Below are 24,163 nucleotides of genomic sequence, written 5' to 3'. Positions count from 1 at the left end.
CGTAGCGAACATTCGTCCGGAGCCGCTAGTGTACGACGGCCGTCTTGTCCCATGGATCCTTGCCGTCAGGCAGGGCGGCCATCAGGCTTGCAAACGCGGCACGAAGGGCTGCTGCCGGATGTCGCCGCGGCGCGCGACGATAGAACATGACTTCCGAATCAGTCGATCCCTCGACCGATCTGAATAGCGCGGGGTCGATCCTCATCATCAGGTCGCGACGCAGCACATGAAAATGCCGGATCAGTCCGTTGTGCACGAACAGCCACTGGTTGTGGCGAAACGGATGACAGTTCGATTCCTGCACCGGCGCTTCGGTTGCCGCGCGGATATGCGCGACAAACAAAGGGGCATGAATGGCTCGCGCAGCCTCGCGCAGATTATGGTCGTTCCATGCCGGGCGAACGCTGCGGTAACGGAACGGAGCCTCGTGAGGCCGGCCATACCAGCCGATGCCGAAGCCATCGCCGTTGGTCGTCGTGGCACCCATGCGCGAGTGCAGGCTTTGATCGATCAGCGAATGCGTCGAACGAAAAATGACAGTCTCGAGCTGAATCGGATTTCCCGTGTAGGCGAGCCAGCGGCACATGATCGATCTCCCGGAAAAATGCGATTGCCTGGTCGGCTGACGACACCTTACCGCGATTGCGCCTCTCGCGCGGCGCAGCGCGTTACGAGGCAGAACCAGACAACGCGAGTGCGACCCGCTCCCGAAGCGTCGGCAACACTTCTGCCTCAAACCACGGATTGTGCTTGAACCAGGCGATATTGCGCGGAGACGGATGCGGCAACGGAATTACCTTGGGACTGAAATCGCGCCATCGCAGCAGTGTTTCGGTCAATGTCGTACCGGATGCATTGCCGAGTCCGAAGCGCAGCGCGTATTGGCCGATCAGTATCGTGAGCCGAACCGAGCGGATCTGCGCCAGCAGAACGTTGTGCCAGCGTGCGGCGCACTCGGGCCGTGGCGGAAGGTCGCCGCTTGCGCCGCGGCCCGGAAAACAGAACCCCATCGGCACGAGTGCGAATTTCGTATCGTCGTAGAACGTCGCGTCGTCGACGCCGAGCCACGTGCGCAGCCGAGCGCCGCTTGCATCGCTCCAGGGAACGCCCGATGCGTGCACGCGCGCGCCGGGCGCCTGGCCGATGATCAGAATTCGGGAACGTTCGGATGCGGCGAGTACCGGGCGGGGAGCGTGCGGCAGCACAGGCGCGCAAATCGTGCAGGCGCGGATGTCGCGCAACAGGACATTCAGTGGAGATTGCTTCATAACCCGCATTATCGACGAAGTATGCCGACATCATGCAGAGCCCGGCGATCACCTCGCAAAAGCTTCATCTCGTCACTGCGGCTGATGCATGGCGCTTGCTCATACCATTTTTGACACCGCTGCAAATGAAGCCGCCTGCGGCGAAGGCTGACGGGTCTGCAATACCAGCCACATGGCCGATCGCGCGCCTTTCTCCTTAAGCGGCCTGTACACCACGCCGTTCGCGCCGATGCTCCGCAGCGAGTCAGGCACGACCGCGACACCGAGCCCTGCCGCGACGAGTCCGACTATCGTCGCCATTGCATGCGCTTCTTGTGCGATGGTCGGGGCAAACCCCGCCTGCCTGCACAGCATGATGATCTGGTCATATACGCCGGTCCCGCTATCGCGCGGGTACATGACGAACGCCTCGTCTGCCAGCGCTCCGATCGGCAGCGGCCTCGAGACGCCGGCAAGGCGATGCTGGGCAGGCAATGCCACGACTAGCGAGTCTTCGAGCAGACGCGTCGCGCGCAGCGTAGGAGGGAGGTCGGGGGTCGACACGCTACGCACGATGGCTACGTCGAGTTGCTGTTGAAGCAGCGCGTTCAGTTGCTCCTGGGTCGTCAGTTCGTCGATGCGCAGACGCACGCCGGGAAAACGCTGGCGGTACGTGAGGATCAGTCGCGGAATCACGACGGTGAAGATGGCCGAGCCGGTCAATCCGACTCGCAGCTCGCCAATTTCGCCGCGCTGCGCGCGGGCCGCCACGGTCGACGTGCGGTCCGCTTGAGCGAGTAACGCGCGCGCCTCGGGCAGTAGCGCCTTGCCGGCGGGTGTCAGCTCCACGCGCCGGTTGCTGCGCTCGAATAGCCGCGCGCCCAGTTCCTGTTCGAGCACGCGGATCTGCTGGCTCAGCGGCGGCTGCGCAATGTTCAGCGACAACGCGGCACGGCCGAAATGCAGGGTTTCGGCCAGCACGACGAAGTAGCGGATGCGACGCAGGTCCATGATATGGATTATGTATCAATTACGGCGCAAACGATATTGGACGGCGATGCTTCGCGGTTGGATCATTTGAACCATACGAACGATTTTCGACTGGGAATGGATCATGGCAGGACAGGACGCCGACACGTTGGAACAGGAAGTCGCGCCCGCGGCAAAGGCGCCGCCCGCACCCGATGTGGCGATCGACAAGATCGAATTCGGGACACCCGCCTTCATTCGCACGAACTGTGCGCTATTTGCAGCGGGCTTTGCGACGTTTGCGCTGCTTTACTGCGTGCAGCCGCTCATGCCGCTTTTTTCCCAAAGTTTTCATGTGGATGCCGCAGGCGCCAGTCTTGCGCTGTCGTTGACGACCGGCCTGCTTGCGGTCTCGCTACTCGTAGCCGGCGGACTCTCCGAAGCGTGGGGCCGCAAACCGATGATGGTCGGCGCGTTGCTGCTGTCTGCTGTGCTGGGCATGCTCAGTGCGGTCTTGCCGCACTGGCCGGCGTTTCTCGCGACGCGCGCGCTGATGGGCGTGGCGCTGAGCGGTTTGCCCGCTGTCGCAATGGCCTATGTCGGCGAAGAGATGCATCCGCGTTCGCTCGGCATCGCGATGGGGCTATACGTCGGCGGCACCGGTTTGGGCGGAATGTCGGGCCGTCTGCTGACGGGCGTCGTGACGGACCTGTGGGGCTGGCGCGCGGCCGTGATGACGATGGCCGTTCTCGCGATGCTGTGCGCGCTTGTCATGTGGCGCTATCTGCCGGCGTCGCGGCACTTCGTACGTCGTCCATTGCATCTTGGCTTGCTCGCGAAGACGTATGCGCTGCAGTTGCGGGACCGCACGCTGCCATGGCTATTTGCAAGCGGATTCATGCTGGCGGGCGGCTTCGTGGCCGTCTACAACTACATTGGCTACCGGCTCGTCGCGCCGCCGTTCTCGCTGAGCCAGACAAAAATCGGCCTGATTTTCGCCGTCTATCTGTGCGGTATCGTCAGTTCGGCGTGGATCGGCAGTCTGTCGGGATGGCTCGGCCGTCGAACGCTATTGCCGGTTGCGCTCGGGCTCATGCTGCTCGGCACTTTGCTTACGCGTGCCGATTCATTGCCCCTCATCGTGACCGGCATTGCAATATTGACCGTTGGCTTTTTCGGCTCGCATTCGGTCGCGAGCGCGTCGGTCAGCGCTCGCGCGCGAACCGGCAAGGCGCAAGCTTCATCGCTGTACCTGTTTGCGTATTACGCGGGGTCGTGCGTGGTGGGCTCGCTGGGCGGCGTGTTCTGGAACCTGGGCGGATGGTCCGGCATGACGTGGATGACGGGTTCGCTCCTGCTCGTCGCGATCCTTGTCTCGCTCTGGTTGCGCGCAACCGGCAGGAGCGCGTGAGTCAACGCGTCCCTTCCCGGCGCGTTCCGAACCTACGGGTTCCGAGCCTTAGCCCCGTGAGGTCAGCCGCGCCTCGTCCCCAATCGTTACGCTTGGCGTAAACATTCGCCATCCGGTTGATTGATCGCTTTTTTACGGCGACTTATCGTGCATGACATACATGAGCTCGTAAGCGACGTCGATTTCCTACGGAAGAGAACGGGGTGCAGAGCCAGGTAACCACTGTTCTGAATTCTGAAAGGAAAGGAAATGTCGCTGCACAAGCTGATACCGGACAAATTTACGCTGGCGCTCGTATGTACCGTCGTCTTCGCCACGCTGCTTCCATGTCGAGGCTCCGCGGCTACGGCTTTCAACTGGCTGACCGACGCGGCGATTGCCCTGCTGTTCTTTCTTCACGGAGCGAAGCTTTCCCGGGAGGCGATCGTCGCCGGGGCGTCGAACTGGAAGCTTCATGCGGCGGTGTTTTGCAGCACTTTTGTGCTTTTTCCGCTGCTCGGCGTCGTGTTGCACCCGGTGCTCGGTGTGTTCGTCAAGCCGTGGTTGTATCTGGGCGTGCTGTTTCTGTGCACGCTGCCGTCCACCGTGCAATCTTCGATTGCGTTCACGTCGATGGCAAACGGAAACGTTTCGGCGGCTGTTTGCAGTGCCTCCGCGTCGAGCCTGCTCGGCATCTTCCTGACGCCCGCTCTCGTTAGCCTGGTTGTGACCAACCACGCAAGCGGCGGCGGTTCGGCATTCAGCTCGGTGGGCGACATCGTTCTTCAGCTTTTCGTCCCGTTTATTGCCGGCCAGCTGTTGCGCCCGGTCATCGGTCGCTGGGTCGACGCGCGCAAGGAACTGCTTCGCTTCGCCGACCAGGGATCGATCGTCCTTATCGTATATGTCGCTTTCAGCGAAGCGGTGAATGGCGGCATCTGGCATCAGCTTTCCGCAAGCTCGCTTGTCGGCATCGTTATCGTCAATATGATTCTGCTTGCCAGCATTCTTCTACTGACGACCTATGGGAGCAAGTGGTTGGGATTTTCGGATGAAGACCGGGTGACGATCATCTTCTGCGGCTCCAAGAAAAGCATGGCATCCGGTATTGCGATGGCGAAAATCCTGTTTGGCGCGCATGCGGGACTGATCGTGCTGCCCGTCATGCTGTTTCATCAGATCCAGTTGATGGCGTGTTCCGTGCTGGCGCAACGCTGGGGTTCACGTACGAAGACTGAACCGCTTCGCCATGGCCCTGCAAACCACGCCAAGCTTCAATAGCGCGGGGTTGCGTTCGCGAACGCTTAAATAGGTCAATCCGATTTGCTGTTTCATCTGGAAACGTGAATCCAGAGGAATGAAGCGGACCCGGTCTTTCAGGAAGCCGCGAATTCGTCCGGGCAAAAGCGTATATCCGACGCCGCCGCTCACCAGACTCGTCAATGAGAATACGTCTCCGACGGTCATGGCAACGGTGGGCGTTGTTCCGGCGAGATGGAATGCGTGTTGAAATCCATGATACGTAGCGAACCCTTCGTGTAGCGAGACGAACGGTTCGTGCGAACAGGCGCGCAGATCGATCGTCTCGTGCTTGTCGTACTTCGATCCCGCAGGCGCAGCGAAGAAGATTTCGTCTTCGAACAGTTCAATGGTCTGAAACTCCGCACCGAGGTCGGAGACGGCCAGCAGCGCGGCGTCGAGTGCGCCGTTCGACAAGCGCTCGAGCAGTTCGGTGTTGGAGCCGAGCGTGAGGTCGACCTCGAGGCCCATCTCGCGTGTTTTCAGTTCGCCGATGATGGCCGGGACGGTCTCGAGCGTCAGGGAGTAAAGGGAGCCCAACCGGATCACGGACGACGCATAGCCAGCCACCTCGCGCGTCGTGCGAATTCCGCTGGAGATGGTCGACAGAACCTCGCGCGCGGTGGCGGCCAGCGTTCTCGCAGCCTCGGTCGGAATCAGTTGTCTGCCTTGATGCAGAAACAGTTTGCAGCGCACGCCCTTTTCCAGCGCGTGCAACGCGCGGTGAACGCTGACGGTGCTGGTATCGAGCCGTTCCGCTGCCTTTCCGAGGCTGCCGCCTTCCATGAAGGCGAGCAAAACCTCAAGCCGGCGGAAGGTCACTTGCTCGTCGATTCTTTCTTCCATGGCGGCGGCGATGTGTGGGTATCGATTCGATCATACCTTTTCGCGGCTGCCGGAATCTATTCACTGAAAAGGCGAATCGATTGGCGGCAACGGCGGGAGTGCCGCTGCGGCCAGGGCGCCTACGTCCTTGCCGACGCTAAAGATGCGCTCCGGCATTCGAAAGCCGCGCAGCTTGAGCAGCGCGAGCGGTCCCGCGCCGACCTGCGTGCGCATCACGTAGCGCAGCGGCGCCGCATTCGGCTCGTTCCACGTCAGCTCGTAACGCGTGCTGTCGAGCGGTTTGATTTGTGCCTGCGCGAGCAGTCGCAGGAAAGCCCAGTCGCCGGTTGCGTCGAACGCCTGACGCAATCCCGCGTTGACCATTTCCCACATCAAACCCGCGCGGCCATTCAGGCCGTTGCCGGGCCACGTCAGAGCGGTCCACGATTCCTTCTGGTTGAAGTAGACGATCGGCTTGCCGTCGACGCTCAATTCGGTACGCGTCACGCTAGCCGTCGGCAGCGCCATGATCTCGAAGTGATAACCGGCGTCCCCCTGTGCGTAGGCGAGTGCGCCGAGACCCGATAACTGGCGGATCGCCGCGAGAAACGCGAGATCGAAGCGCAGCGCCTGTGGCGCGAGTTCGTCCGGTCTCCACTGGTCGCCCTGACGTTTGAGCATGCCGGCCAGTTCGGTCGTCAAAAAGCGTGAGATCAGTCCGGTGTCAGGGCGCACATAGCGGCCCAGTTCAGCAAACGATGCATCGGCATTCGTATCGAAGAACGGATAGCGGCCGTCGAATGAAGTCTTGAACGGCATGGCGATGCTTGTGCGCCATGCCTCGTTCAGACTTGCTGCTGCCGGCTGCAGGATCGTTTGCCAGGCGGTGTCGAGCGGTCGGGCAAAGAGTGCGTCGCCGAAGCCGGACCACTGCGTGCCGAGGCTCGCAGCGGTTAGCGCCGCATCGTCGCGCGCCTGGGTGAGTTCGGAAAATTTGCCTTGGAATACGGCCTGCGCGAGCGAACGGGCCATGGCCTGCGCATCGGGACTCGCGGCAATCTGCTGGAGCTTCAGGCGCATGGTCGTGGTGACGGTCAGGTAGTGTGCGAGGCTCACGCCGCCTGCTGTGATTGGCGCGGCGCCCGCATGGTCGCCATTGTTTGCGTCTGTATTTGCACCGTTGTCTCCCATCAACGCGAGCAATGCGCCGAATGGTCGGTCGAGCGGGTTTGCGCCGGATGTTTGCGGGTTGATGCCGTTGCCGATCAGACTTTGCGCCTTGCGCACGAGGGTATCGCCAAGCGCCTGGGAAGGGCGACCCGCTTGCGCCTGATATTGGACAGACTTCATCAACGCGATAAGCGGCGACGTTTGTGCGTCGGCCAGTCGCGTGAGCTGGTCGATCGCGGCATTGACGTTCGCGGCTGGTTGCCACTGGATGCTGTTGAGCATGCGTTGCCATGCGGCGGTGTAGTCGGCGAAGTAGCGTGCGGTGAGGCGCTGTTTGAGCGCTTCGCTGGCGCGTTTCTTATCGGTTGCCGATGCAGTTGCTGGAGGCGGCAGCGCGGCTGCTTGCGTGGATGGTGCCGGTCTGTCGCCGCTCAGCACCCAGTCGCCGATCGTGCGTTGCTCACTGGCCGCTTGCTCGATCGCGTCGGCGATCTTGCCGTCCCACGCAGCACGCGTGTAGATGCCGGACACCGTTTGCGCGGTCGAGAAAAGGCCGCGTGCGTCGGCGCCGTTCAGCAGGGTGGCAAGCGAGGCATCGGCATACTTGCCGTTTGCATCGTCGAGAATGGAGCGGTACACGGTGTCGTCGTCGTTTGCGAGGCCGATCTGGTTGATGAGGGTGTTGCGCGACCTGGCGATGAGCGAATCGCGCGCATGGGTGCGCCATTCAGGGTGATCGTTCAAATGCGCGGCGTAGAACCGCGCCAGCTGCTCTGCAAGGTCGTCGCGCTCGCCGACGGACATGCCGGCCGGCAAGGGCCACGACGACACCAGCATCTTCGCGAGAAAAGTCGCATCGGCGCGCTGCGGATGCGAAAGCATCAGGTACGCCTTGAGCGTGTCGTAGCCGTTTTGTCTCGCGCGCTCGGTTTGCAGTGCATCGGCCCGCGTGCGGTTCATATCGTCGAGGCGGGCTTCTAGCGATGCGACGACAGGCTGCTGCAGGTTGCGTGCGGCGACAGCCGCGTACGGGCGCCACAGCGCTTCGAGCAATGCGTCGTTGCGGCTCAAGCCCGCGCGCAGATACCACGGCGCGCCGTGTTGTCGACGATATTCGAGTGTATCGATCTGCAGTTGCAGTGCCCGTTGCGCGCGCAGCGCGGCAGGTGTGGCGGGCGATGCGTCGAGTGCGGCGTTGGCTACGGCTTGCGCTTCGCGAGTCAATTGCCGGTTGCAGAGAAATGAAACGGTCATCGCGATACACGAGGCGATCGATGCGAGCATGACGCTCGCGGCCAAGGCGTTAGGCCAGTGAAATCCGATGCGCCGGCCGCTGCGATGACGCAAGCGGAGGCTGATTTCTTGCCATGTGGATTCGAGCGCGAGCGGTTCGCTGCGTGCCGCGACTGCGGTGCCGGGGTCTACTTCGACTGGCATTGGGGCGGAGTGCACGCCGCTATCGAAGACGGGCGCGAATATCAGGCCCGCGAGCGGCGCACGCAACCACCCGGACGAGACGAGCGAGCGCCAGTTTTCCACGATCTTTTCGCGTTGTTCTGTGATGTATTGCGACACCTGCGCGAGATAGAAGAGGCGCTGAGGCGAACAACATAGCGGGACGCCGGACAGGGCGGCCTCGATTTCGAGGTCGGCGAGATCGTTTGAAAGCGCATCTGCGGCGCGCTGCATCGCTTGACGTGTTCTGGCATGCCGGAATGTGCCGACCGGGTCGTACTGTGTCGGCTGCGTGCCTGTGGCTTTGACCGCATGCAAAAGCGTGATCGGAGCCGCCCAGCCGAGATCGGCGGCGATCGTTGCGAGCGTGCGAGGCGTTGTGGCGTCGCGCGGCTCGTCTTTTCCGAGGCGCGTGATGTGCACGAGGACGTCGATGGGACGGCGGCGACGAAGGCGTTTGATCTGGCGGCGCCAGTGGGCCGGATCGATGTCGTCGGGTGCTGCGTGAAGGAGCACGGTGCCGGCAACCAGCATGGCGCCGGACTGTTTGAGACCGGGCGCGACTTCGTCGATCTGTTTGTCGCTGCCGGTGAGCATGAGCCATGAGAGGCGGTAGCGCCAGCGTATGCCGTGGGTGTGGCGGAGTTCGTCGTGGAGGTGCTGGAGGCGGGGGTCGCGTCTTTGAGGCTGGGCGGTATGCGGTGTATCGCCGGTTTGGCGAAGAACGAATCGCGCGGCCATGTCGTACGCACCGAACGCCAAAGCGATAAAATAAGCCACTGCGGCGATGGCCAATGCGAAGCTGGTCCAGAGAATCGCCGATATGCGCGCATCCCTCGAGGGAAGGTCCAGCCAGTCCCCCTTCGACCAGATCAGTGCCGCCAGAAGCAGCGCGCTGCTCAGAGCGGCGAACGGAAAGCCCCATGCGGCGACAAGGCGTTGGCGTGCGGCAGCAGGTGTCTCTGATGTGGGCGTCGGCATGTTAGTCATGAGCGGCATGAGAGAAGACATGGAGGACCGCGGCCTGGTCGCGGTCGATAATGAGGTGAGGGCCTTCCTCGGCAGACTCGATCGCCGCTGCGATGGAAAGCCAGCCGTTGACTGCGCCGGCGTCGCCGACGATTCGGTCGGGGTGGCGACGCGCTTCCTGCCCTCCAACGCCTGATCGCGATGCTTCGCGAAGAGCGGCAAGCAATGTGTTGTCTTCTTTCGTAGTCAGACGCGTGATCCAGGCGCGCTTGATATCGGGGCCTGTGACTTTGCCCCATATCACAGCGTTTCCGAACAGGTCGCCCAGTGCCGCGCGTTGCCCTGCGACGGGACGGTGCAGCGTGCCGATCACCGGCACCGATGCTGGGAGCCGGTAAAAGCCAGGATCGAGGAGAATCGCAACGCAGCCCTCCGTGCTGCCGAAAGACGGATTGGCGTCATGCCACGCGGTGGCGACGACTAGTAGGGGGCGCCGCTCCTGCGCATCGAGCCATGCGTCGGCGACAAGCAGGCCGTCCGTGGAGGGAATGGCGTGGCATGCGAGTTCCGAGAGCCCGGCGATACGCAGTGCGTCGCAAACTTGCGTTTCAAGTAGCGTGGCGTCGCCGACGGCGGCAAGCACACGCACCTGCGGCCAATACGCGGATTCGTATAGCGTCAGCGCATGGAGGCTGGCGGCTAGCGGTTCGAGCGCCTTAGCGATTTTTAGTGCCAAGGGTGTGACGCTTTTGCGACTTACCGGTGGCGGCCCGGCTTGGACATCAACGTCAACGTTAGCGTCAACTTCGAGTGAAGAAATATCGGAGGGATCGTCTATAGGCGAGTTCGTTTCTGCAAAGCGGGCATGAACGACTATGCCCGAGCCTTTGCGCGGAGCCTGTGGTTTGGGGAGCGCTTTTCCGTCGGCGATGACAGCAGCAAGCGTTTGATTGCCGATGGGCAACGAGTAGCCGATGGCCAGTACCTTCAGCGGCCGCTGCGCTACGCGTAGCTTGTCCTGCAGCCATTTGTCCCGGAACTGGTTCCGATAGTGCGCTCGAAACCAGAATACCTCGTATGCGGAACGGTGGAGGCCGAGAACGACGGCAAATAGGAGGTTGGGAATCCCGAGCACGTATCCCCAAAATTCGAGGCCGTGGGTAGGCGAGCCTGCGGGCCAGAGCGTGATAACCAGCGGCGCACCCAGCATGTTGCATACGCATCCGATGCCCAGCCACGACCAGAAGCGGGGGCCGTGCGCGGGATAGACACTTGGTAGTCCGGCAGGAGAAAGATCGACCGGCATCACGCAATTCTGACGTTCGTTAGCGATGAGATCAGGCGGCAACCGCACGCGCACCGGTGATAGTGCATTGCGACCAGCTTGCCGTCCTGGTCCGGAAATCGTTCGTGGCCCTCACGGACGGTCGTTGAACCGTGTAGTGCGCAGGTGGCGGCGTCGCCCTGACGTGCTAAAGGGCGGTTCATGAAGACCATGAATGGAGAGCCGCCGGTTACCTGGCCGCCGTTTTCGAGCGTGTCGCCTTGTCGGATGGGAAGGGTCATTTTGGGTCTGGAGGACGAAATTGGGTGGATTGGGGAAACGGGAACCATGGGCGCGCATGCCGGTTACGAGATTTTCTGTGAGCCCACGGAAAAGCACACATATCGCGTCGAATCAGCATTTGCGTGAATGAAGCCGTCGCTAATGGACAAAGCGAACTTTTTGGACCATGGTTGCGCTAATTTTCGATGCTGATGTCGCGAACATGAAGCATCGGAATTCGCTCCAGCCAACGGGGATCGTACGAACTATGATCCGCAGGGGTGGCTGATAAAACGGTACCTCCCGGTGCTTTGTATGAGCCGATGCATGCTTCGAGCTTTGTTTGCCTCTCAGTGAACACATCGGCCGGCATTCGCGCCGTCATACCGCATGTTTCCAACAGCTCGCGTGACGGTTGAGCGTTCTTGGACTCGTTCCGTAAAACCTCCGAGTGGCCGCATACTGCGGATATCAGAATGACCAAAGCAAACAAAGGTTTCTTCATTAAAATGTCGACTCTCAACTAAAATGATTTTCTCTTTATTGAGTAGAAATTTGATTGAAAGCAGGAGAAAGAAAATATTGAAATATTTCCAACATGCCCGTTTTCTATAGTAAATCGCTACTCGTTGACGAAGCGCGCCGACAGCAGCATATCCATGAACAGGTCATAGCTGAATCCGTTTTCAACATTCATGTACTTTTTTCGCAAGAGGCAGACTCCCCAAAGCTGGGCCGTCATGGTGTCGTTGCCGAACATTACCTGGATGCAGCGATAACGGGACGTATATTCTTTATCCAGTTTGCAGTCTGGCCGATTTTTGCCAAAACTTCTCTCCGCGATCCACCCATGCCAGTTCACGCCTTGAATGCGCTTTATGCTGGTCATTGTTGATGGCCCGCAATTCGAATTTGCGTATGCGGCACCGGCCGATAGGATGGGCATGGTAATATCCGGTGTATTTCGAAATATGCTGCCTTTTCCAGAGCTGATCTTCTCATCTATGCCGACATTTTCAATTGTAAAGCTAATATGTTGGTTTCCCTCATAATGCTGACTTATATCATATTGGAAATCCATTGATAGAACGGCTCCGCCATCGGCCTTGTAAGCGCCCGTACAACCGAAGTCCAACGCCTGATCTGCTACGTTCCTTAGTGCCGGAATTCGCATCGTTATTCCGCACTGCCGCGCACTCGCTGGATTCATAGGGTTTGTCTCGTATGCCCCTGTGTTGTCTTTGGCATGCGCAATCATTATCAACGACGTGTACAAAGCTAATATTCGAGCAAGCATCTAGATGTCCTCACTTTGTCGTTCTAGTTTAAGTTCGGCGGGAAAATCTGGGCTGTCGCCCAGAATGAAATCAGCGTAGTGAAAAAATAGTGTTCTTTCGGCTAATCCACCGGCGCCGCCTACTTTTTTGAAACATTCTTTGACATCAATGTCACCTCTACCCCTATCGGCTTTTTTCATTATGTTGATTTTGATCCAGTAATATCCAGCCGAATCCGCTGCAGTTTCAGCGTCCGATTCGAGTTTTTCTGGATTGGGATCTGTCGTAAAATCGCGAGCACGAAATTTCGCGTAATCACCGTAACCATCGCGCCATGTGAGGTGAATTAATCCACGTCCTTTGAAGCGCGCGCCGTCTCCAGGGGAGATGTTTCCCCGCGAAACTGCTTTCTCGTGAACCTCCGCGGGGCGTTTCGCTATATATTCGGAGCGATTTCTGTTTTTAAGGTAGCCGAGCTTCTTTATCCAGTTATACTTGTTATCGAAATCGTAGGCCGCGTCGGATGGTGTGTAGTTTTCGTACATTTTCCGGAAGTATTCGGCATCGCCTTTCTCCTTCGCCGAAGTCAATGCGCCGGTTTCTTCAAACGCTTGCCCCACAAAATGAGCCTGTCGGAGACCGGTATTGAAGCCGTATTTCGCGAGCATGTGGTTTAATGCCAGCCCTATGCCAGGTGGCGCATGCTCGGTGCTTGTGGCATTGCCCTCAGTGAGCCTTCTCAGGCTTTCGTTCCACGAAATGACACCGCCCGCGGAAGATCTGTGCGGAAGCAGTTGGACTTGCTCGCGTAAGCTTAGCCATCCGCACTTTCGGAAATGCCGAATAAATCAGTTCTGGGAAAAAACCGACTTGCCGGCGGGGCAGAAGGTGTGCTTTTTTCATCCGCTTGCGAAACGACGTCAGCAGCTTGATGAACTCCGCATATCCCGTTTCATTACCGTGGTAAAACTCACCCTCGCCCTTGAGCTGCCGGTAGCGATTCTCGTTGTGCGTACTGTCCCATTCGCTCGGAGCCTCGCAAATGAATCCACGTAGCTGTTTGCACGCGGCAACATTCGATTTCATGTAGCGCGCGAGCGCGTCTTCCTTCTGATATTCCTTCTTTAGCGCAATCTCCTGCGGCGTTTGATGCTCAGCGGTATCTCTGACGATCTTCTTGAGCGCATCGATATCGCACAACCCATCTTCGTTAAACGGGTCATTGCCCTCGCTGATTTTTTGCCAGCCCATGAAGTACGGAAAATCCGCATCCGATAGCTTGAGTACGGCTGGATCGCTTATATCGATGTACCCTTCTTTCCCCTCTTCGAACGCGACGCGCATCCACGTCGCGCGTTGGCTCGATCGGGTGATGGATCGTGGATTGCCCTGTATCGCCGCATCGATTGGCGGAGGAGTACTAGCCGAAGCTGACGTAAGCGTTTCCGGCTTGGATAGGATCCGCCCGAAACGAAGCAATTCGTATCCGTCGCTTGGACACGCCGGATAGAGGTTGTCCGCGCGTTTGTACATGTCGTACTCGTATTCCGGCTCGCAGATCAGTTGTGGGGTAATCAGCTTTCTGCTGCCGTCCTGCGCCGCGCTCCACACATTCGTGTACTTGTTTCCTTTGTGGAAATACATCTCGACAAAAAGGGGCAGCGCGTTTTGCCCCGCTTGTAGCCTGTCGAATGCGACACCACGCAACTTGTTGTTGTCATCGACGTCACGCGGCAGCGAGCGAAATGAACTCATCTCTGGAATCTGGTAATAGCAGTGCCCCCAACAATCATTGCCTGTCGCTGAAGTCACCTCCGTTCGGCCAAGCTGCGTTTTCTTGAAGTAAGCATCGAAATCCGCCTTGGCCATGAAAATCTCGAAGTGCAGATGCGGTTGACCGTGACAGCCTCCTGTCCAACCGAGCACATCCTTGCGATAAACCCTGCGGCCTTCGCCTGGCTGTGCGGCCGGTATCGCCGAATCATCACCGGCAGCAGGCATACGCAAAAACTCAGGCAAAAGTTGCGCGTCCGCGCCAACAGACTGATAGCTGGCCAGGTCCAGCAGATGCATATAAAGCGAATAAAACGTCAGCGTGCGAGCATCGCCCGTCTCGGTCGTGTGACGCAGCAACACGAATCCGGCGCGACTATCCCGGGGCCCGCTTCCGCCGTCGTACGCGTGCTGGCAAACGCGATAAGCCACCACGACGCCGTCGGCGATTGCGTGAATCGCCTCGTTTTGCATCGACGGCATCAGATGCACGCCGCAATGCCACCTTCTGTCGAATGCGATCGGATAGACGCCGTGCGCGAGCTCGTATTTGTCTACGAGATCCATCATCAGGTCGACTTTCGCCGGATCCGTCGACGCGTCGATGGAGTTCAAACCTTCAACCGGCAGGTAGGGAGGGCTGATGATCATGGTGTTAGCGAGTAAAGGGATAATGGCCGCCGGGCTTGACATCGCTTTTAGGCAGAAATGGAAGCGGTATGCCCGTGTTCTCGGGACCTTCGAATACGAACGATGCAGCCTTGATGCGGAATTCGCCGGGGCAGCCGATTACCACGTTGCCGTTTTCGATCGTGATCGCCGCGCCACCGCTCATCAACACGACCTTTTCCTTCCCGGCTACGAGCACATTTGCTCCGGCGCTGGCTATATGCAGCTGCTTTTCGGCGAACAGATCGAGTGCATCGCTTTGCGCCTGAATTTCAACCTTGCCTTTTGCAGCAAAGAGTTTCAGTCCCAGCAAGTGTGAGCACAGTGAAATCAGTTTGCCGGCCGCGACGGTGAAGCGCCCCATCACGCTGATGTCTGCGTGCCGTCCGGCCGTTACGATCAGGTTCTTGCCGGCCGCGTGCGCGATCGACTTCGGGGTCACTAGCCCAATACCCGCAGGAGCACTGGCCAGCAATGTGGGCGCTTTCAGTTCATCTAGCGCGTCGGTGAGACTGGCCTGCGTGTCTTTGTCGGCCGGCGCGGCCTTGGCGCTTTGGGTCGCCTCTGCAAGCGAGGAGGTTCGCTGCAGTGAAGACTGCAATTCGCTGCGAGCCGCCGTCATCTCCGTTTGCGGCGCATCCTTGCTCGACAACGCATCAGCCGAAAAAAACAACCCCTTCGGCGCATGCACCGTACCGCACCCTTCGGTATGGATCTCAAACCCTTCGCCGCGCGGTTGCCGATTGCTGTCCACCAGATAACCAAGACTGACCGACGTCTGCATATAAACCGTCGAAGCCTTGAACCCTTCCTGGCCCTTCTCATCCTCAAGACGAACCTTTGCGCCCCGCAACGGGCTACGCCACATCGAGCGGGTATACCAACTCCGCAAACCGTGCACGACGTCCGGGTGCGCATAGTCATGCAGCGCACCTGCGATAAACAGACTATCGACATCGCCATCCGTTGCAACGAGCTGCACCTCTGTCTCCGACAACAGCGGCGAATGAAATCCGCCTTGATACGACGCCGACGGACGCAACAGCCGCAGCGACATCAAATGCGTGCCGCGCATGCCGCTCCGTCTGCTAAAGAGCGGCTCGACGTCATAGCGGCCATGCTCATCGATGGACGCATACGGTGCGTTGGAACCCGACTTGATCACGCCGGTCAGCGCCCCCGTCACTTTGCGCCAATGCGTTGCAGGATCGTATGGCGGGCGCCATGTAAGATGAGCGGGCGTTGCCTCGAACTCGTTGAACACGGGCATGCTGCGGCTGCCCTTTGTCTTGAGACGCGTGATCAGGAAACCGTAAGGCGCCTCCGCCAGCTTGCGATTGCTCAAACGCGCAACGAGTCCCGGCATCATGCCGATCGCGTTGCTCGTGCCGTACAACGTCTGTTGCCGCGAGACCAGTTCCTCGCGTCGTGCGTGAGCCAGCATCTCGCCGACATCGCTCGTGCGATGATGCTCATCGCTGCGATTGACGCGGCCGAACAGCGACTCGTCATCGTGAGCTACCACGGTGCTCGCCTTTAGCGAGTCTGCAGGCTCGCGGTAGTTGCGGTCCCATAGCTCGATCGCAGCCGGCGCCAGTTCGCGCACCGTGCCGATCGACAGCACGGCTTCGTGCCAATTGGCATTCAGTCCGGCGTCGGGCATCAACGGCAATTCGAGTGCACGGACATAGCCGCGCGGATTATTGCCGAACACCACGATGTCGCGCCAGGCTTTATCACCCTGCTTGAAGTAGTAGTAGATGCCCGCGCGCCGGCAATGGCGATCGATAAAGCCTTTGACGGTCTCCTCGTACATCACCGTCTGCTCGAATTTTTCTTCGACGCCCTCAAGATGAAACTCGATGTCGTGCGGATCGAACAGCTTGCGATCGACGATGCATTCCCTGATCAGATCACTCATGGTTTTGTTGCGGAATACGCCCGAATCGTGCACATGTGCAAGCAACGCGAAACGCGGTTCGATGCGCAGCGCGTAGGTCGTTTCATCGCGGCTCGACGATCGGCGCTCCCAGCGTGTCACGACCCCGTGTACGAGTCGCGCGGGTTCTATCACCGGCTCCATCACATCGACCAGCGACGGTACCGAGCCCTCTTCGATAATCGTGAAAGTCGCACGCCGCCCGACGCAGGCACCACCGTCCATTTCGTGATCGGACGAGGTGACGACGAGATCAAGCTTGTATGTCGTGTTCAGCGCTTCCTCGAGTTCGAAGCTGACGACAGACAAAGATTGCTTGACTGTGACAATCGATAAATCGAACTTTTGTCTTAAGCGTGCGCTTGGATACCGCAGAATTTCCTGGATCTTTCGCATAGAGGACGAGATTGCGATGCTCTTCTTAGGGAAATTGACGAGGCGTGCAAATATAAGCGACCGTGCACGGCTATTCACCCTGAAAAGCTAATGTCCAAATTACGCGGTGTCCATCCTCCTTGTCGATCTTTGACAAATCTTTTCAATCGAGTCTTGAGGAAAACTACGGATGGCTATTTCCTCGCGAGTTCAAGTTTTCCCAAAGACTCGCGTGGAAGTGCGGAAGGAGACGCGGGTGGTTGCGCTACGCGATCTGAATAGTAGTAAGCGAGAGGAACAGGGGTTAATCTGCTCTTTCCCTGTAAAAATTCATCGACTCTTCTTCCCGGCGGCGGAGCGCGCCCATGCGGTTCCTCGAGAAATTTCCGGTTCGGTCATCCATCAATGACCGATTCATAGTGGAACAAGAAAAGAGTTCACAAGTAATGGTTGCGCGATCACGCATCGGCCGGTAATCGAGGCCGGCTGACGATGCCTATAGCGCTGATGCAATGACTAAATAATTGCGTTAATTCCGGCCACAACGAAATTATTTCCCATCGCGCAGTGGCGGAAGCGAGCGGTTGCGATGCCGGGCACAAGGGATGCACCTTAACTCGTGCATCTCAACCTCATTCATGGGAGGACTACGATGAAGTCGATTAAACACGTTGCTGCAGTAGCCGCACTCGTCGCTACTCCGCTGGCCGCTTTCGCGCAGCAGACATATGCACCGGCGAACAATTCGCTAACGCGCGCGGAGGTGAGACAGGATCTGATCGACGTTCAGCGGGCCGGATACAACCAGTCGGTCGGCGACCAGACATCGTATCCGCGCGAAGCTCAGGCTGCCGAGGCACGCATTGGCGCGCAGCAGATACGCGCAGCTGAAGCGAGCAGCGGATATGGCGGGGTGATGCCTGGCTCTTCGGCATCCGGCGGATCGCAACAGCCGATGCAGCCGGCTAACACGCCAAGCGCAGACGGCGAACAGCCGGTCTATTACGGCAAGTAAGTCACGGCAAGTAAGTCGACAAACAGGCCGGCAAACGAGCCGGCCGAAGTCCGGTTTGACGGCGGTTTGATTCAGGACGCGGCACTGGCTCGACGAAATATCGATGCAGTGCCGCGTCTGCGCGTCTACGCGTCACCCCTTCTTCTTTGTGCTTCCCGGCGCATGCCACGCGGTAAGGTCTTTCTCCGGCCGGTCCACTGCGCATCCCCAATCGAGCATTTCATCCTGATCGAACCGCTTGCCTAACTGCCAGGCGATTTCCGCGCGCGCGAGTTGCACGCCCAGATAAAACGCGTGTCCACCATCGTGGTCCACGTCTAGCTGCGGATAAAACCCAAATGGATCGACGCCTGTCAAATGTCCATCGCGGTTATACACATGAATCCCATCGCTCGACACTTGCACGCGAAAATTGGGATCTCGCACACCGGCGGCAAATTCGGCAATTTCGTGAGCGTCATAGGGAAACGGCCGTTTCGAATGCAAGGCAGCGAGGTCGCCTGAAATACCTTTAGGCAGCACCTGCGCGCGTTCAGCCGCATGCATCACCCGCCGCGCGACATCCGCTTCGCGCACTGCGCGCCGCGCATGCAGGCTAACCGAAGTGGTCAGCACGGCGGAAACATGCAACTCAGCCGCGATGCCCATCAACACCGCATTAATCCCTGTGGTATCCGCTTCGGTCAACTCGGTCACGTTGCCGATCCCGAGCATGATCGCCACATCCGGATACCGCTCGCGCAATGCGACATAACGCGCTACAGAAGCCGCAAATCCAAATGGAATCGGATCGAGAATCGGATCGGCGAGAAACGGCTTGCCGCGCTCGAGCAATGCATCGATCGCCTGGTGCAGCGATGCCGTATCGCGCGGCTCGCGCGCAACGACAATCGGCGTCGCGGGCACCTCATCGGCGATCCACAGCGTATCGACGTTCAGACTCATCAGATAGTCGGCGCCGGCACACCCACCGCGCAGCAATTCATCGGTAACCATTGAATCGACGCTAACGCGGTAGCCTGCATCCTTCAGCATGCGCACAGCGTCTTCCAGATGAGGAAACGGCGTATCGGGCAAGCAGCCGACATCGATCACATCCGCGCCTTCATCCGCATAGCGTCTGGCGCGTGCGGCAATGCCATCGAGATCGAGGCGCGGCGCATCGACGATCTCCGCGAAGATCTCCGTCTCATAGCGCGATAGATCGAGCTTGCGCGCTGCCTGCCCGAAGAACTGCGGCAAGTCCTTGATCTCTTCCGGCCCGCGCTCAACCGGTACGCCGAAATGAGCGGTCAATGCGTTCATATCGCCACGACAACGTCCAGGCACGATCACCCGATCGGCGTTCACCGGCACGGCCAAGCGCCGCCGGATCATATCGGCCGTCATGAGCCCCGCGACCTGCAGCCCGATTTCGCGCACTTCCCACGTAAATGTCGGATTTGCGAAACCCTCGAGCACTTGCACGACGCTTTTTTCGGCGAGCCTGCCGGTCAGGAAGACGATGTGTTCCATGCGAGCCCGAGTATCGACAGTCGTTGCGTGAGCGCGGCGCGCAGTTCGTCGAGCGAGCGCGCGACGCTCGTGTGTTCGATCCGCGCAAGCCGCTCGACATTCTCGAACTCGATCGCGCGTGGACGCAATTCGACCCAGTCGTGCGGGCTCTGCGTAATCACGGTCGGCTCGGTGTCGCACGCGAAAACGATGCCGGGCACGCATTGCTTGCCCGCTTGCGCGTACAGATTCGTCGGCAAGGTGTCGGAGATGCCGAACGCGCACTTCGCAACCGTATTGCTCGTTGCGGGCGCAATCACTACCGTGTGGTAAAGGCCTTCATACAGCATGCCGACCGGCACGCTGCTCGCGCTGTTGTCGCGGATCACGCGGAAATGTTCACGCAGCTTCGCGACAGGCCAGCCATAAAGCGGCAACACTTCTTCGCCCGCTGCCGACAGAAACATATCGACGCCCGGCAATTGCAGCGCGAGGTCGACCGATTCCTCGATCATATGACCGGAGCCCGTCACGCACCATGCAAAGCGCGCGTCAGACCTGAATTCGCCGGGGCGGCGGGCGGGCGACGGCGCACTCATCGAACCTCACGCATCGTTAGGCGGCGGCGGTGTGTCGTGCGAAAGCCGGATATACAGTCTGTGCATCTTCCGGTACAAGGTGTTGCGGCTGATGCCGAGCGTCTTCGCGACATTGCTCACGTTCCAGCGGTGTTCGTCGAGCATCGCGAGCACCGTTTCGCGCTCCTTGATCTGTATTGCGTTCAGGCTCGACACATCGCAATCGTCCGGTAACGCGAGCATGTCGTTCATCGACGAAGGCGAAGCTTGCGCGGCGCGCGCCGCAATGGTTGCGACCGCAACGGTGCCCTGTGTGATTTCCGGCGGCAAGTGCGCGCAGCGAATCTCCGGTCCGTCGCACAGCGCGATCGCCATTTGCAGAACGTGCCGCAACTGGCGAATATTGCCGGGCCATGCATAGTTGAGCAGCGCCTGGCGCGCTTCGGCGCTAAGCGGCGGCGCATCGTCCGCTTCGCTATCCAGCAGATGCTGGATCAGTGCGCCGATGTCCGCGCGTTCGTGCAGCGCCGGCAGATTGATTTCAATGCCGCTAAGCCGGTAATACAAGTCTTCGCGGAACATCCCGCGCTGCACGAGATCGAGCAGATTACGGTGACTCGCGCTGATCAGCTGGAAGTCCACCTTCAAGGTGGTTTCGGTGCCGAGCGGCGTGACCTCGTGTTCCTCGAGCACGCGCAACAGGCGCGCTTGCAGCGCCATCGGCATATCGCCGATTTCGTCGAGAAATAGCGTGCCGTTATTGGCCTGCACGATCTTGCCGCGCCGTCCTTCGCGTTGCGCGCCCGTGAATGCGCCCGCGCGATAGCCGAACAGCTCGCTCTCGATCAGATTCTCCGGTAGCGACGCGCAATTCACCGCGACAAAGCTGCCGCCGCTATTCGGGCTGATGCTGTGCAGCGCATTCGCGAATACTTCCTTGCCGGTGCCCGTCTGGCCGCGCAGGATAATCGGAATCTTGCGTTGAATCGCACGCGCCGCGAGCTGAATCTGCGAGGCCATGCGCGGATCGCCGAATTCGAGCTGCGACAGCTTGTCGAGGCGTCCGCTTGCGGGTGCGCGCGCGGCTTCCTTCGCTTTGGCGGCGATGCGCCCACGCGTCGCCGTATCGCCAGAGCCGGCTGTGCCGGCGCGCGGCGCCGGCAATGTCGAGAACGCGCTCGCGAACGTCGTCGCATCGCGCGGCGTCTGCGCGACAAGGAAAAACCGGTTGTTCGTATGCGCGCCGTAGACCGTAACCGGATGGAACGAGCCGCGAATGCTGCGCGCGATCATATCCTCGAGGCTCGCGTTGAACGCCTCTTCGATGCGTTTGCCGCATAGCTGGTCCGGCGAACGCAGATCGAGCTGGAATAGCGCGCTGCGGCTCGCGGCGAGCACGATCCCTTCGTCGTCGACGGCGAGCTTGCCTGCGTGCAGCGTGCCGACGAATTCAGGCCGGCTATGAAAATGGATCATGTTGGCGCGCCGGTAGCGCGAATCGATAAGCCGGTTTTCGATCATCTGCCGCGACATGCCGACAAGCACCAGCGAATGCTGCTGCAGCAATCTCGATCGGCTCGTCACGTCGAGCACACCGGCGACAATGCCGCGGTCGTCGAAAATCGGCGCAGCCGAGCAGGTGAGGGACGTGTAGCGCGGATAGAAGTGTTCGTGCTGATAGACCGCAAGACATTCGCGTTCGGCAAGACAGGTGCCCATACCGTTCGTGCCCGCGGTGCGCTCGCTCCACACGGCGCCGACGCGCAGCCCGTCCGCCGCGACTGCTTCGCCGAACGGCACCGAGGACACCTGATGCACGATCACGCCGTCCGCATCGGTCAGCACGACTGCGAGGCTCGGATCCGCAAGCTGCTGGTAAAGCGTCGTCATTTCGAGCTTCGAGCATGCGATCAGGTCGGTCGCGGCTTCGCGGCGCGCGGCAAGTTCATGCTGCGTGAGCACCGGCGGCATGATGAAGCGGCCCGGGTCGAGACCGAACTCGTTCAGGCAGCGCGTCCACGACTGCGCGACCGAGTCGCTCGTCTGTCGAGTCGGCGACTGGTTGTGAACCGTGTTTAAAACATCACGAACATGCGAGTTGATGTCAGCGAGCGATGACATATTGGGGCGTCTCCATTGCGTTCGGCTTATCCGTACCGTTCGAGCGGCGCGCCGACGCCTTTTATAGGTGTACCTCTTCCCCTGCGCGCCGCGCGATTCTGCGTCGCGCATCCGCCAAGCCACAACAGACGATTGTAGGCACCTGCTTCATTGCCCGTCGCAAACACTCTACAACCGTTAGCGCGCGTCATCAATAAGTAGTCTTATAAGGCCCGCATTTTGCGCGCGCTTTTTGCTTAGCGTGACAGGCTTGCGATTTGCGTGTTTTCGTTCATAGGTGTTCGTTCATATGCATGGCGCAAATCCAAAGACCCGGATCACAGTCATTCCATTCCATCAAAAGCCGACAGGCGGCGGAGTTACTTTATGGAGCGTTTCGATGCAATTCGCGCGACCCGGCAACCGATCGACATACCGCCTGGCGCCATGAACGACCGGCTTGCGGCAGGCACTGCGATAACCGACGCGCCGGCGCGCGTTCCGCTGGACATCGTGTTTATCGAAGGCTTCACCGGCCAGACCGTTATCGGCATCGATGCGCCGGAACTGCATACCGCGCAGCCGGTGCGGCTCGACCTCGCCATCGGCGTTCCGTCGCTGCGCGCATGCCATACCGACCGCATCGGCGACACCGTCGACTACTCGGCCGTGCGAACCGCGCTGCACAAACTTCTTGCAACGCACAAAGTTCAGTTGCTCGAGGCGCTGGCCGAGCAGATCGCGCAACTGGCGATCGGCTCATTCGGCGCGCATTGGGTGCGCGTATCGCTGTCCAAGCCCGCGAAGTTCGACGACGTGTCCGCCGTCGGCGTGCTGATCGAACGCAGACGCAGCCAGACACGCAGTGCCTGGGGCGCATGCGGGTCGCTCGGAGAAGGGCTGATTCCCGATTGATCGCTCATGCGTAAAGGCGCGCTCGAATTCGAGCGCGCCTTTACGCTTTGGCGCACCATCCAACGCTATTTGGCCGCCGCAGACGTTGCGGGTTTACCCAACCCGCACTGATCGTACGCAGTCTGTTGCAACGCGCGGAATTTCTTCGTTTGTGCGCGCGCCTTGTCCATCCGGAATTCGGCGCCGCCTTCGCCGCCCATCGTCGCGTACTTCGAGAATGTCGACTGTTCGACGTATTCGTCGTACGGCAGCGCCGCCGCGATCTTGTCGATCGTGCACGAGCATTTATAGACGTTCGCGAAATCGTGTCCGTTTTCGTCCATGCAGCCGAGCACGTACTCGACTCTTCCCTCGGTCGGATAGCTATAACCTTGCGCGGACGCCGCCTTGCCTGGCGCAGCCGGTGCACTTTGCTGAGCCAGCGCGGCAGGCGGCAGACACGCGGCGAGCGCGATAGAGACGATCGCGAGCCGAGTGCGGCAACATGAAGTCATGCGAGACCTCTTATCGAAACACGATGATCATCTGCCGATGCAAGCCGCGCGCCGGGTCACCGCCCGCCGCGCGAATTTTCGCACCGGCATCCAGACATCGAAGTTCAGTTCGGCGCAAACGGGTGTGCGGCCGAACTCTTCTTCGATACCACTTCCGCCGCGCTGGGCTCGCCCGCTACCGCACGTTGCAACGCTTCGCGCGTCGCCTTGTAGTTGAACTCCTGAATCTTCTTGTCGTCATCGGCCTGCCAGTGAATGAACACACCGACGCAGATAAAGAGGTCGTCGGCTTCGTCCTTCGGAATCGTGCCGTCTTCGACAGAATCGGCGACCGCCAGCGCCACCGCGTGCTGTGCCGGGCCGAACATCTGAACCGCCTGTTTAGCGCCCTTGATGGTCACCTTGTTGAACAGGATGGTGTTCGGCTTCGCCATGAGGTTCGGCGCGACCACCGCGAGGAGCGACGTAAAGCCGTCCTTGTTGTTCGTCAGTGCATTGCAGAATGCGGTCTCGGCTGCCGAACCGCGCGGTCCGATGATCAGATCGATGTGAGCGACCTCGTTACCATCGCCGATTAGCGACTCGCCTACCAGGACGCGATTAATCTTGGCCATGCTGTTCCTCCGTTGAAGTTGGATCGGTCGACGCGGGGGTCGCTCGCGGC

General features: G+C 59.8%; 20 protein-coding genes. 4 read left to right on the top strand and 16 right to left on the bottom strand.

From position 1 onward, the window contains the following. Nucleotides 1-25 precede the first annotated feature (25 nt). From QYH69_RS14470 to QYH69_RS14460, 3 genes are all read right to left on the bottom strand, one after another. Nucleotides 26-586 (bottom strand): class II glutamine amidotransferase, encoded by a 561-nt coding sequence (locus tag QYH69_RS14470; protein ID WP_308832548.1) that lies wholly within the window; start codon nucleotides 584-586, stop codon nucleotides 26-28. Nucleotides 587-668: 82 nt separating this feature from the next. After that, entirely contained in the window at nucleotides 669-1,277 is a 609-nt protein-coding gene (locus tag QYH69_RS14465; protein ID WP_308832547.1) for a uracil-DNA glycosylase family protein, read from the bottom strand. Between the two features lie 90 nt (nucleotides 1,278-1,367). Next, the gene (locus QYH69_RS14460; RefSeq protein ID WP_308832546.1) at nucleotides 1,368-2,258 is read right to left on the bottom strand and encodes a LysR substrate-binding domain-containing protein; all 891 of its coding nucleotides are present in this window, start codon (nucleotides 2,256-2,258) and stop codon (nucleotides 1,368-1,370) included. Nucleotides 2,259-2,361: 103 nt separating this feature from the next. Between QYH69_RS14460 and QYH69_RS14455 the strand changes: the two genes are divergently transcribed. Then, nucleotides 2,362-3,627 carry an MFS transporter gene (locus QYH69_RS14455; RefSeq protein ID WP_308832545.1) on the top strand — a complete coding sequence of 422 codons (1,266 nt, stop codon included), beginning with the start codon at nucleotides 2,362-2,364 and terminating at the stop codon, nucleotides 3,625-3,627. A gap of 249 nt (nucleotides 3,628-3,876) precedes the next feature. Continuing rightward, nucleotides 3,877-4,887: a bile acid:sodium symporter family protein gene (locus QYH69_RS14450; protein WP_308832544.1), complete on the top strand. Its 1,011-nt coding sequence runs from the start codon at nucleotides 3,877-3,879 to the stop codon at nucleotides 4,885-4,887. Here the strand turns inward: QYH69_RS14450 and QYH69_RS14445 are convergent. The 8 genes from QYH69_RS14445 to QYH69_RS14410 all read right to left on the bottom strand — a co-directional run bounded on the left by QYH69_RS14445 (nucleotide 4,828) and on the right by QYH69_RS14410 (nucleotide 16,837). Continuing rightward, complete coding sequence (locus tag QYH69_RS14445; RefSeq protein ID WP_308832543.1) at nucleotides 4,828-5,751, bottom strand: LysR family transcriptional regulator; 924 nt, start codon at nucleotides 5,749-5,751, stop codon at nucleotides 4,828-4,830. The genes QYH69_RS14450 and QYH69_RS14445 overlap by 60 nt on opposite strands. 60 nt (nucleotides 5,752-5,811) lie before the next feature. Then, entirely contained in the window at nucleotides 5,812-8,952 is a 3,141-nt protein-coding gene (locus QYH69_RS14440) for an ImcF-related family protein (protein WP_308832542.1), read from the bottom strand. Between the two features lie 385 nt (nucleotides 8,953-9,337). After that, entirely contained in the window at nucleotides 9,338-10,630 is a 1,293-nt protein-coding gene (locus QYH69_RS14435) for a hypothetical protein (protein WP_308832541.1), read from the bottom strand. Further along, nucleotides 10,630-10,890, bottom strand: coding sequence for a PAAR domain-containing protein (locus tag QYH69_RS14430; RefSeq protein ID WP_308832540.1), 261 nt, complete (start codon nucleotides 10,888-10,890; stop codon nucleotides 10,630-10,632). The genes QYH69_RS14435 and QYH69_RS14430 overlap by 1 nt, the downstream gene beginning before the upstream one ends. Before the next feature lie 602 nt (nucleotides 10,891-11,492). After that, nucleotides 11,493-12,080 carry a hypothetical protein gene (locus QYH69_RS14425; protein WP_308832539.1) on the bottom strand — a complete coding sequence of 196 codons (588 nt, stop codon included), beginning with the start codon at nucleotides 12,078-12,080 and terminating at the stop codon, nucleotides 11,493-11,495. An 87-nt stretch (nucleotides 12,081-12,167) separates the two neighbouring features. Next, nucleotides 12,168-12,815 (bottom strand): hypothetical protein, encoded by a 648-nt coding sequence (locus QYH69_RS14420; RefSeq protein ID WP_308832538.1) that lies wholly within the window; start codon nucleotides 12,813-12,815, stop codon nucleotides 12,168-12,170. A 58-nt stretch (nucleotides 12,816-12,873) separates the two neighbouring features. Then, on the bottom strand, nucleotides 12,874-14,571 hold the full coding sequence (locus QYH69_RS14415; protein WP_308832537.1) for a M23 family metallopeptidase: 1,698 nt from the start codon (nucleotides 14,569-14,571) through the stop codon (nucleotides 12,874-12,876). 4 nt (nucleotides 14,572-14,575) lie between these two features. Then, nucleotides 14,576-16,837 carry a type VI secretion system tip protein VgrG gene (locus QYH69_RS14410; protein ID WP_308832536.1) on the bottom strand — a complete coding sequence of 754 codons (2,262 nt, stop codon included), beginning with the start codon at nucleotides 16,835-16,837 and terminating at the stop codon, nucleotides 14,576-14,578. Nucleotides 16,838-17,555: 718 nt separating this feature from the next. On the opposite strand from QYH69_RS14410, the gene QYH69_RS14405 reads away from it, so the two are divergent. Beyond that, entirely contained in the window at nucleotides 17,556-17,918 is a 363-nt protein-coding gene (locus tag QYH69_RS14405; protein WP_308832535.1) for a DUF4148 domain-containing protein, read from the top strand. A 132-nt stretch (nucleotides 17,919-18,050) separates the two neighbouring features. On the opposite strand, the gene QYH69_RS14400 is transcribed toward QYH69_RS14405, so the two are convergent. Genes QYH69_RS14400 through QYH69_RS14390 form a run of 3 tightly spaced genes read right to left on the bottom strand, consistent with a single transcriptional unit; the run spans nucleotide 18,051 to nucleotide 22,111 of the window. Then, on the bottom strand, nucleotides 18,051-19,433 hold the full coding sequence (locus QYH69_RS14400; RefSeq protein WP_308832534.1) for a DUF6513 domain-containing protein: 1,383 nt from the start codon (nucleotides 19,431-19,433) through the stop codon (nucleotides 18,051-18,053). Further along, nucleotides 19,412-20,011, bottom strand: coding sequence for a flavoprotein (locus QYH69_RS14395; protein ID WP_308832533.1), 600 nt, complete (start codon nucleotides 20,009-20,011; stop codon nucleotides 19,412-19,414). The genes QYH69_RS14400 and QYH69_RS14395 overlap by 22 nt, the downstream gene beginning before the upstream one ends. A 6-nt stretch (nucleotides 20,012-20,017) precedes the next feature. Then, a complete protein-coding gene (locus QYH69_RS14390; protein WP_308832532.1) occupies nucleotides 20,018-22,111 on the bottom strand; it encodes a sigma-54-dependent Fis family transcriptional regulator in 2,094 nt (697 codons plus the stop codon). Nucleotides 22,112-22,477: 366 nt separating this feature from the next. Between QYH69_RS14390 and QYH69_RS14385 the strand changes: the two genes are divergently transcribed. After that, on the top strand, nucleotides 22,478-23,005 hold the full coding sequence (locus QYH69_RS14385; RefSeq protein WP_374992413.1) for a dihydroneopterin aldolase: 528 nt from the start codon (nucleotides 22,478-22,480) through the stop codon (nucleotides 23,003-23,005). A 65-nt stretch (nucleotides 23,006-23,070) separates the two neighbouring features. On the opposite strand, the gene QYH69_RS14380 is transcribed toward QYH69_RS14385, so the two are convergent. Then, a complete protein-coding gene (locus QYH69_RS14380) occupies nucleotides 23,071-23,499 on the bottom strand; it encodes a hypothetical protein (protein WP_308832531.1) in 429 nt (142 codons plus the stop codon). Nucleotides 23,500-23,603: 104 nt separating this feature from the next. Then, nucleotides 23,604-24,113 carry a formaldehyde-activating enzyme gene (gene fae, locus QYH69_RS14375; RefSeq protein ID WP_075159723.1) on the bottom strand — a complete coding sequence of 170 codons (510 nt, stop codon included), beginning with the start codon at nucleotides 24,111-24,113 and terminating at the stop codon, nucleotides 23,604-23,606. Nucleotides 24,114-24,163 lie beyond the last annotated feature (50 nt).

It is taken from the genome of Paraburkholderia sp. SARCC-3016 (assembly GCF_031119615.1).
Taxonomy (GTDB): Bacteria; Pseudomonadota; Gammaproteobacteria; order Burkholderiales; family Burkholderiaceae; genus Paraburkholderia.
Note: the sequence above shows the minus strand (reverse complement) of the source record. Positions and strands in the feature narration are given on the sequence as shown.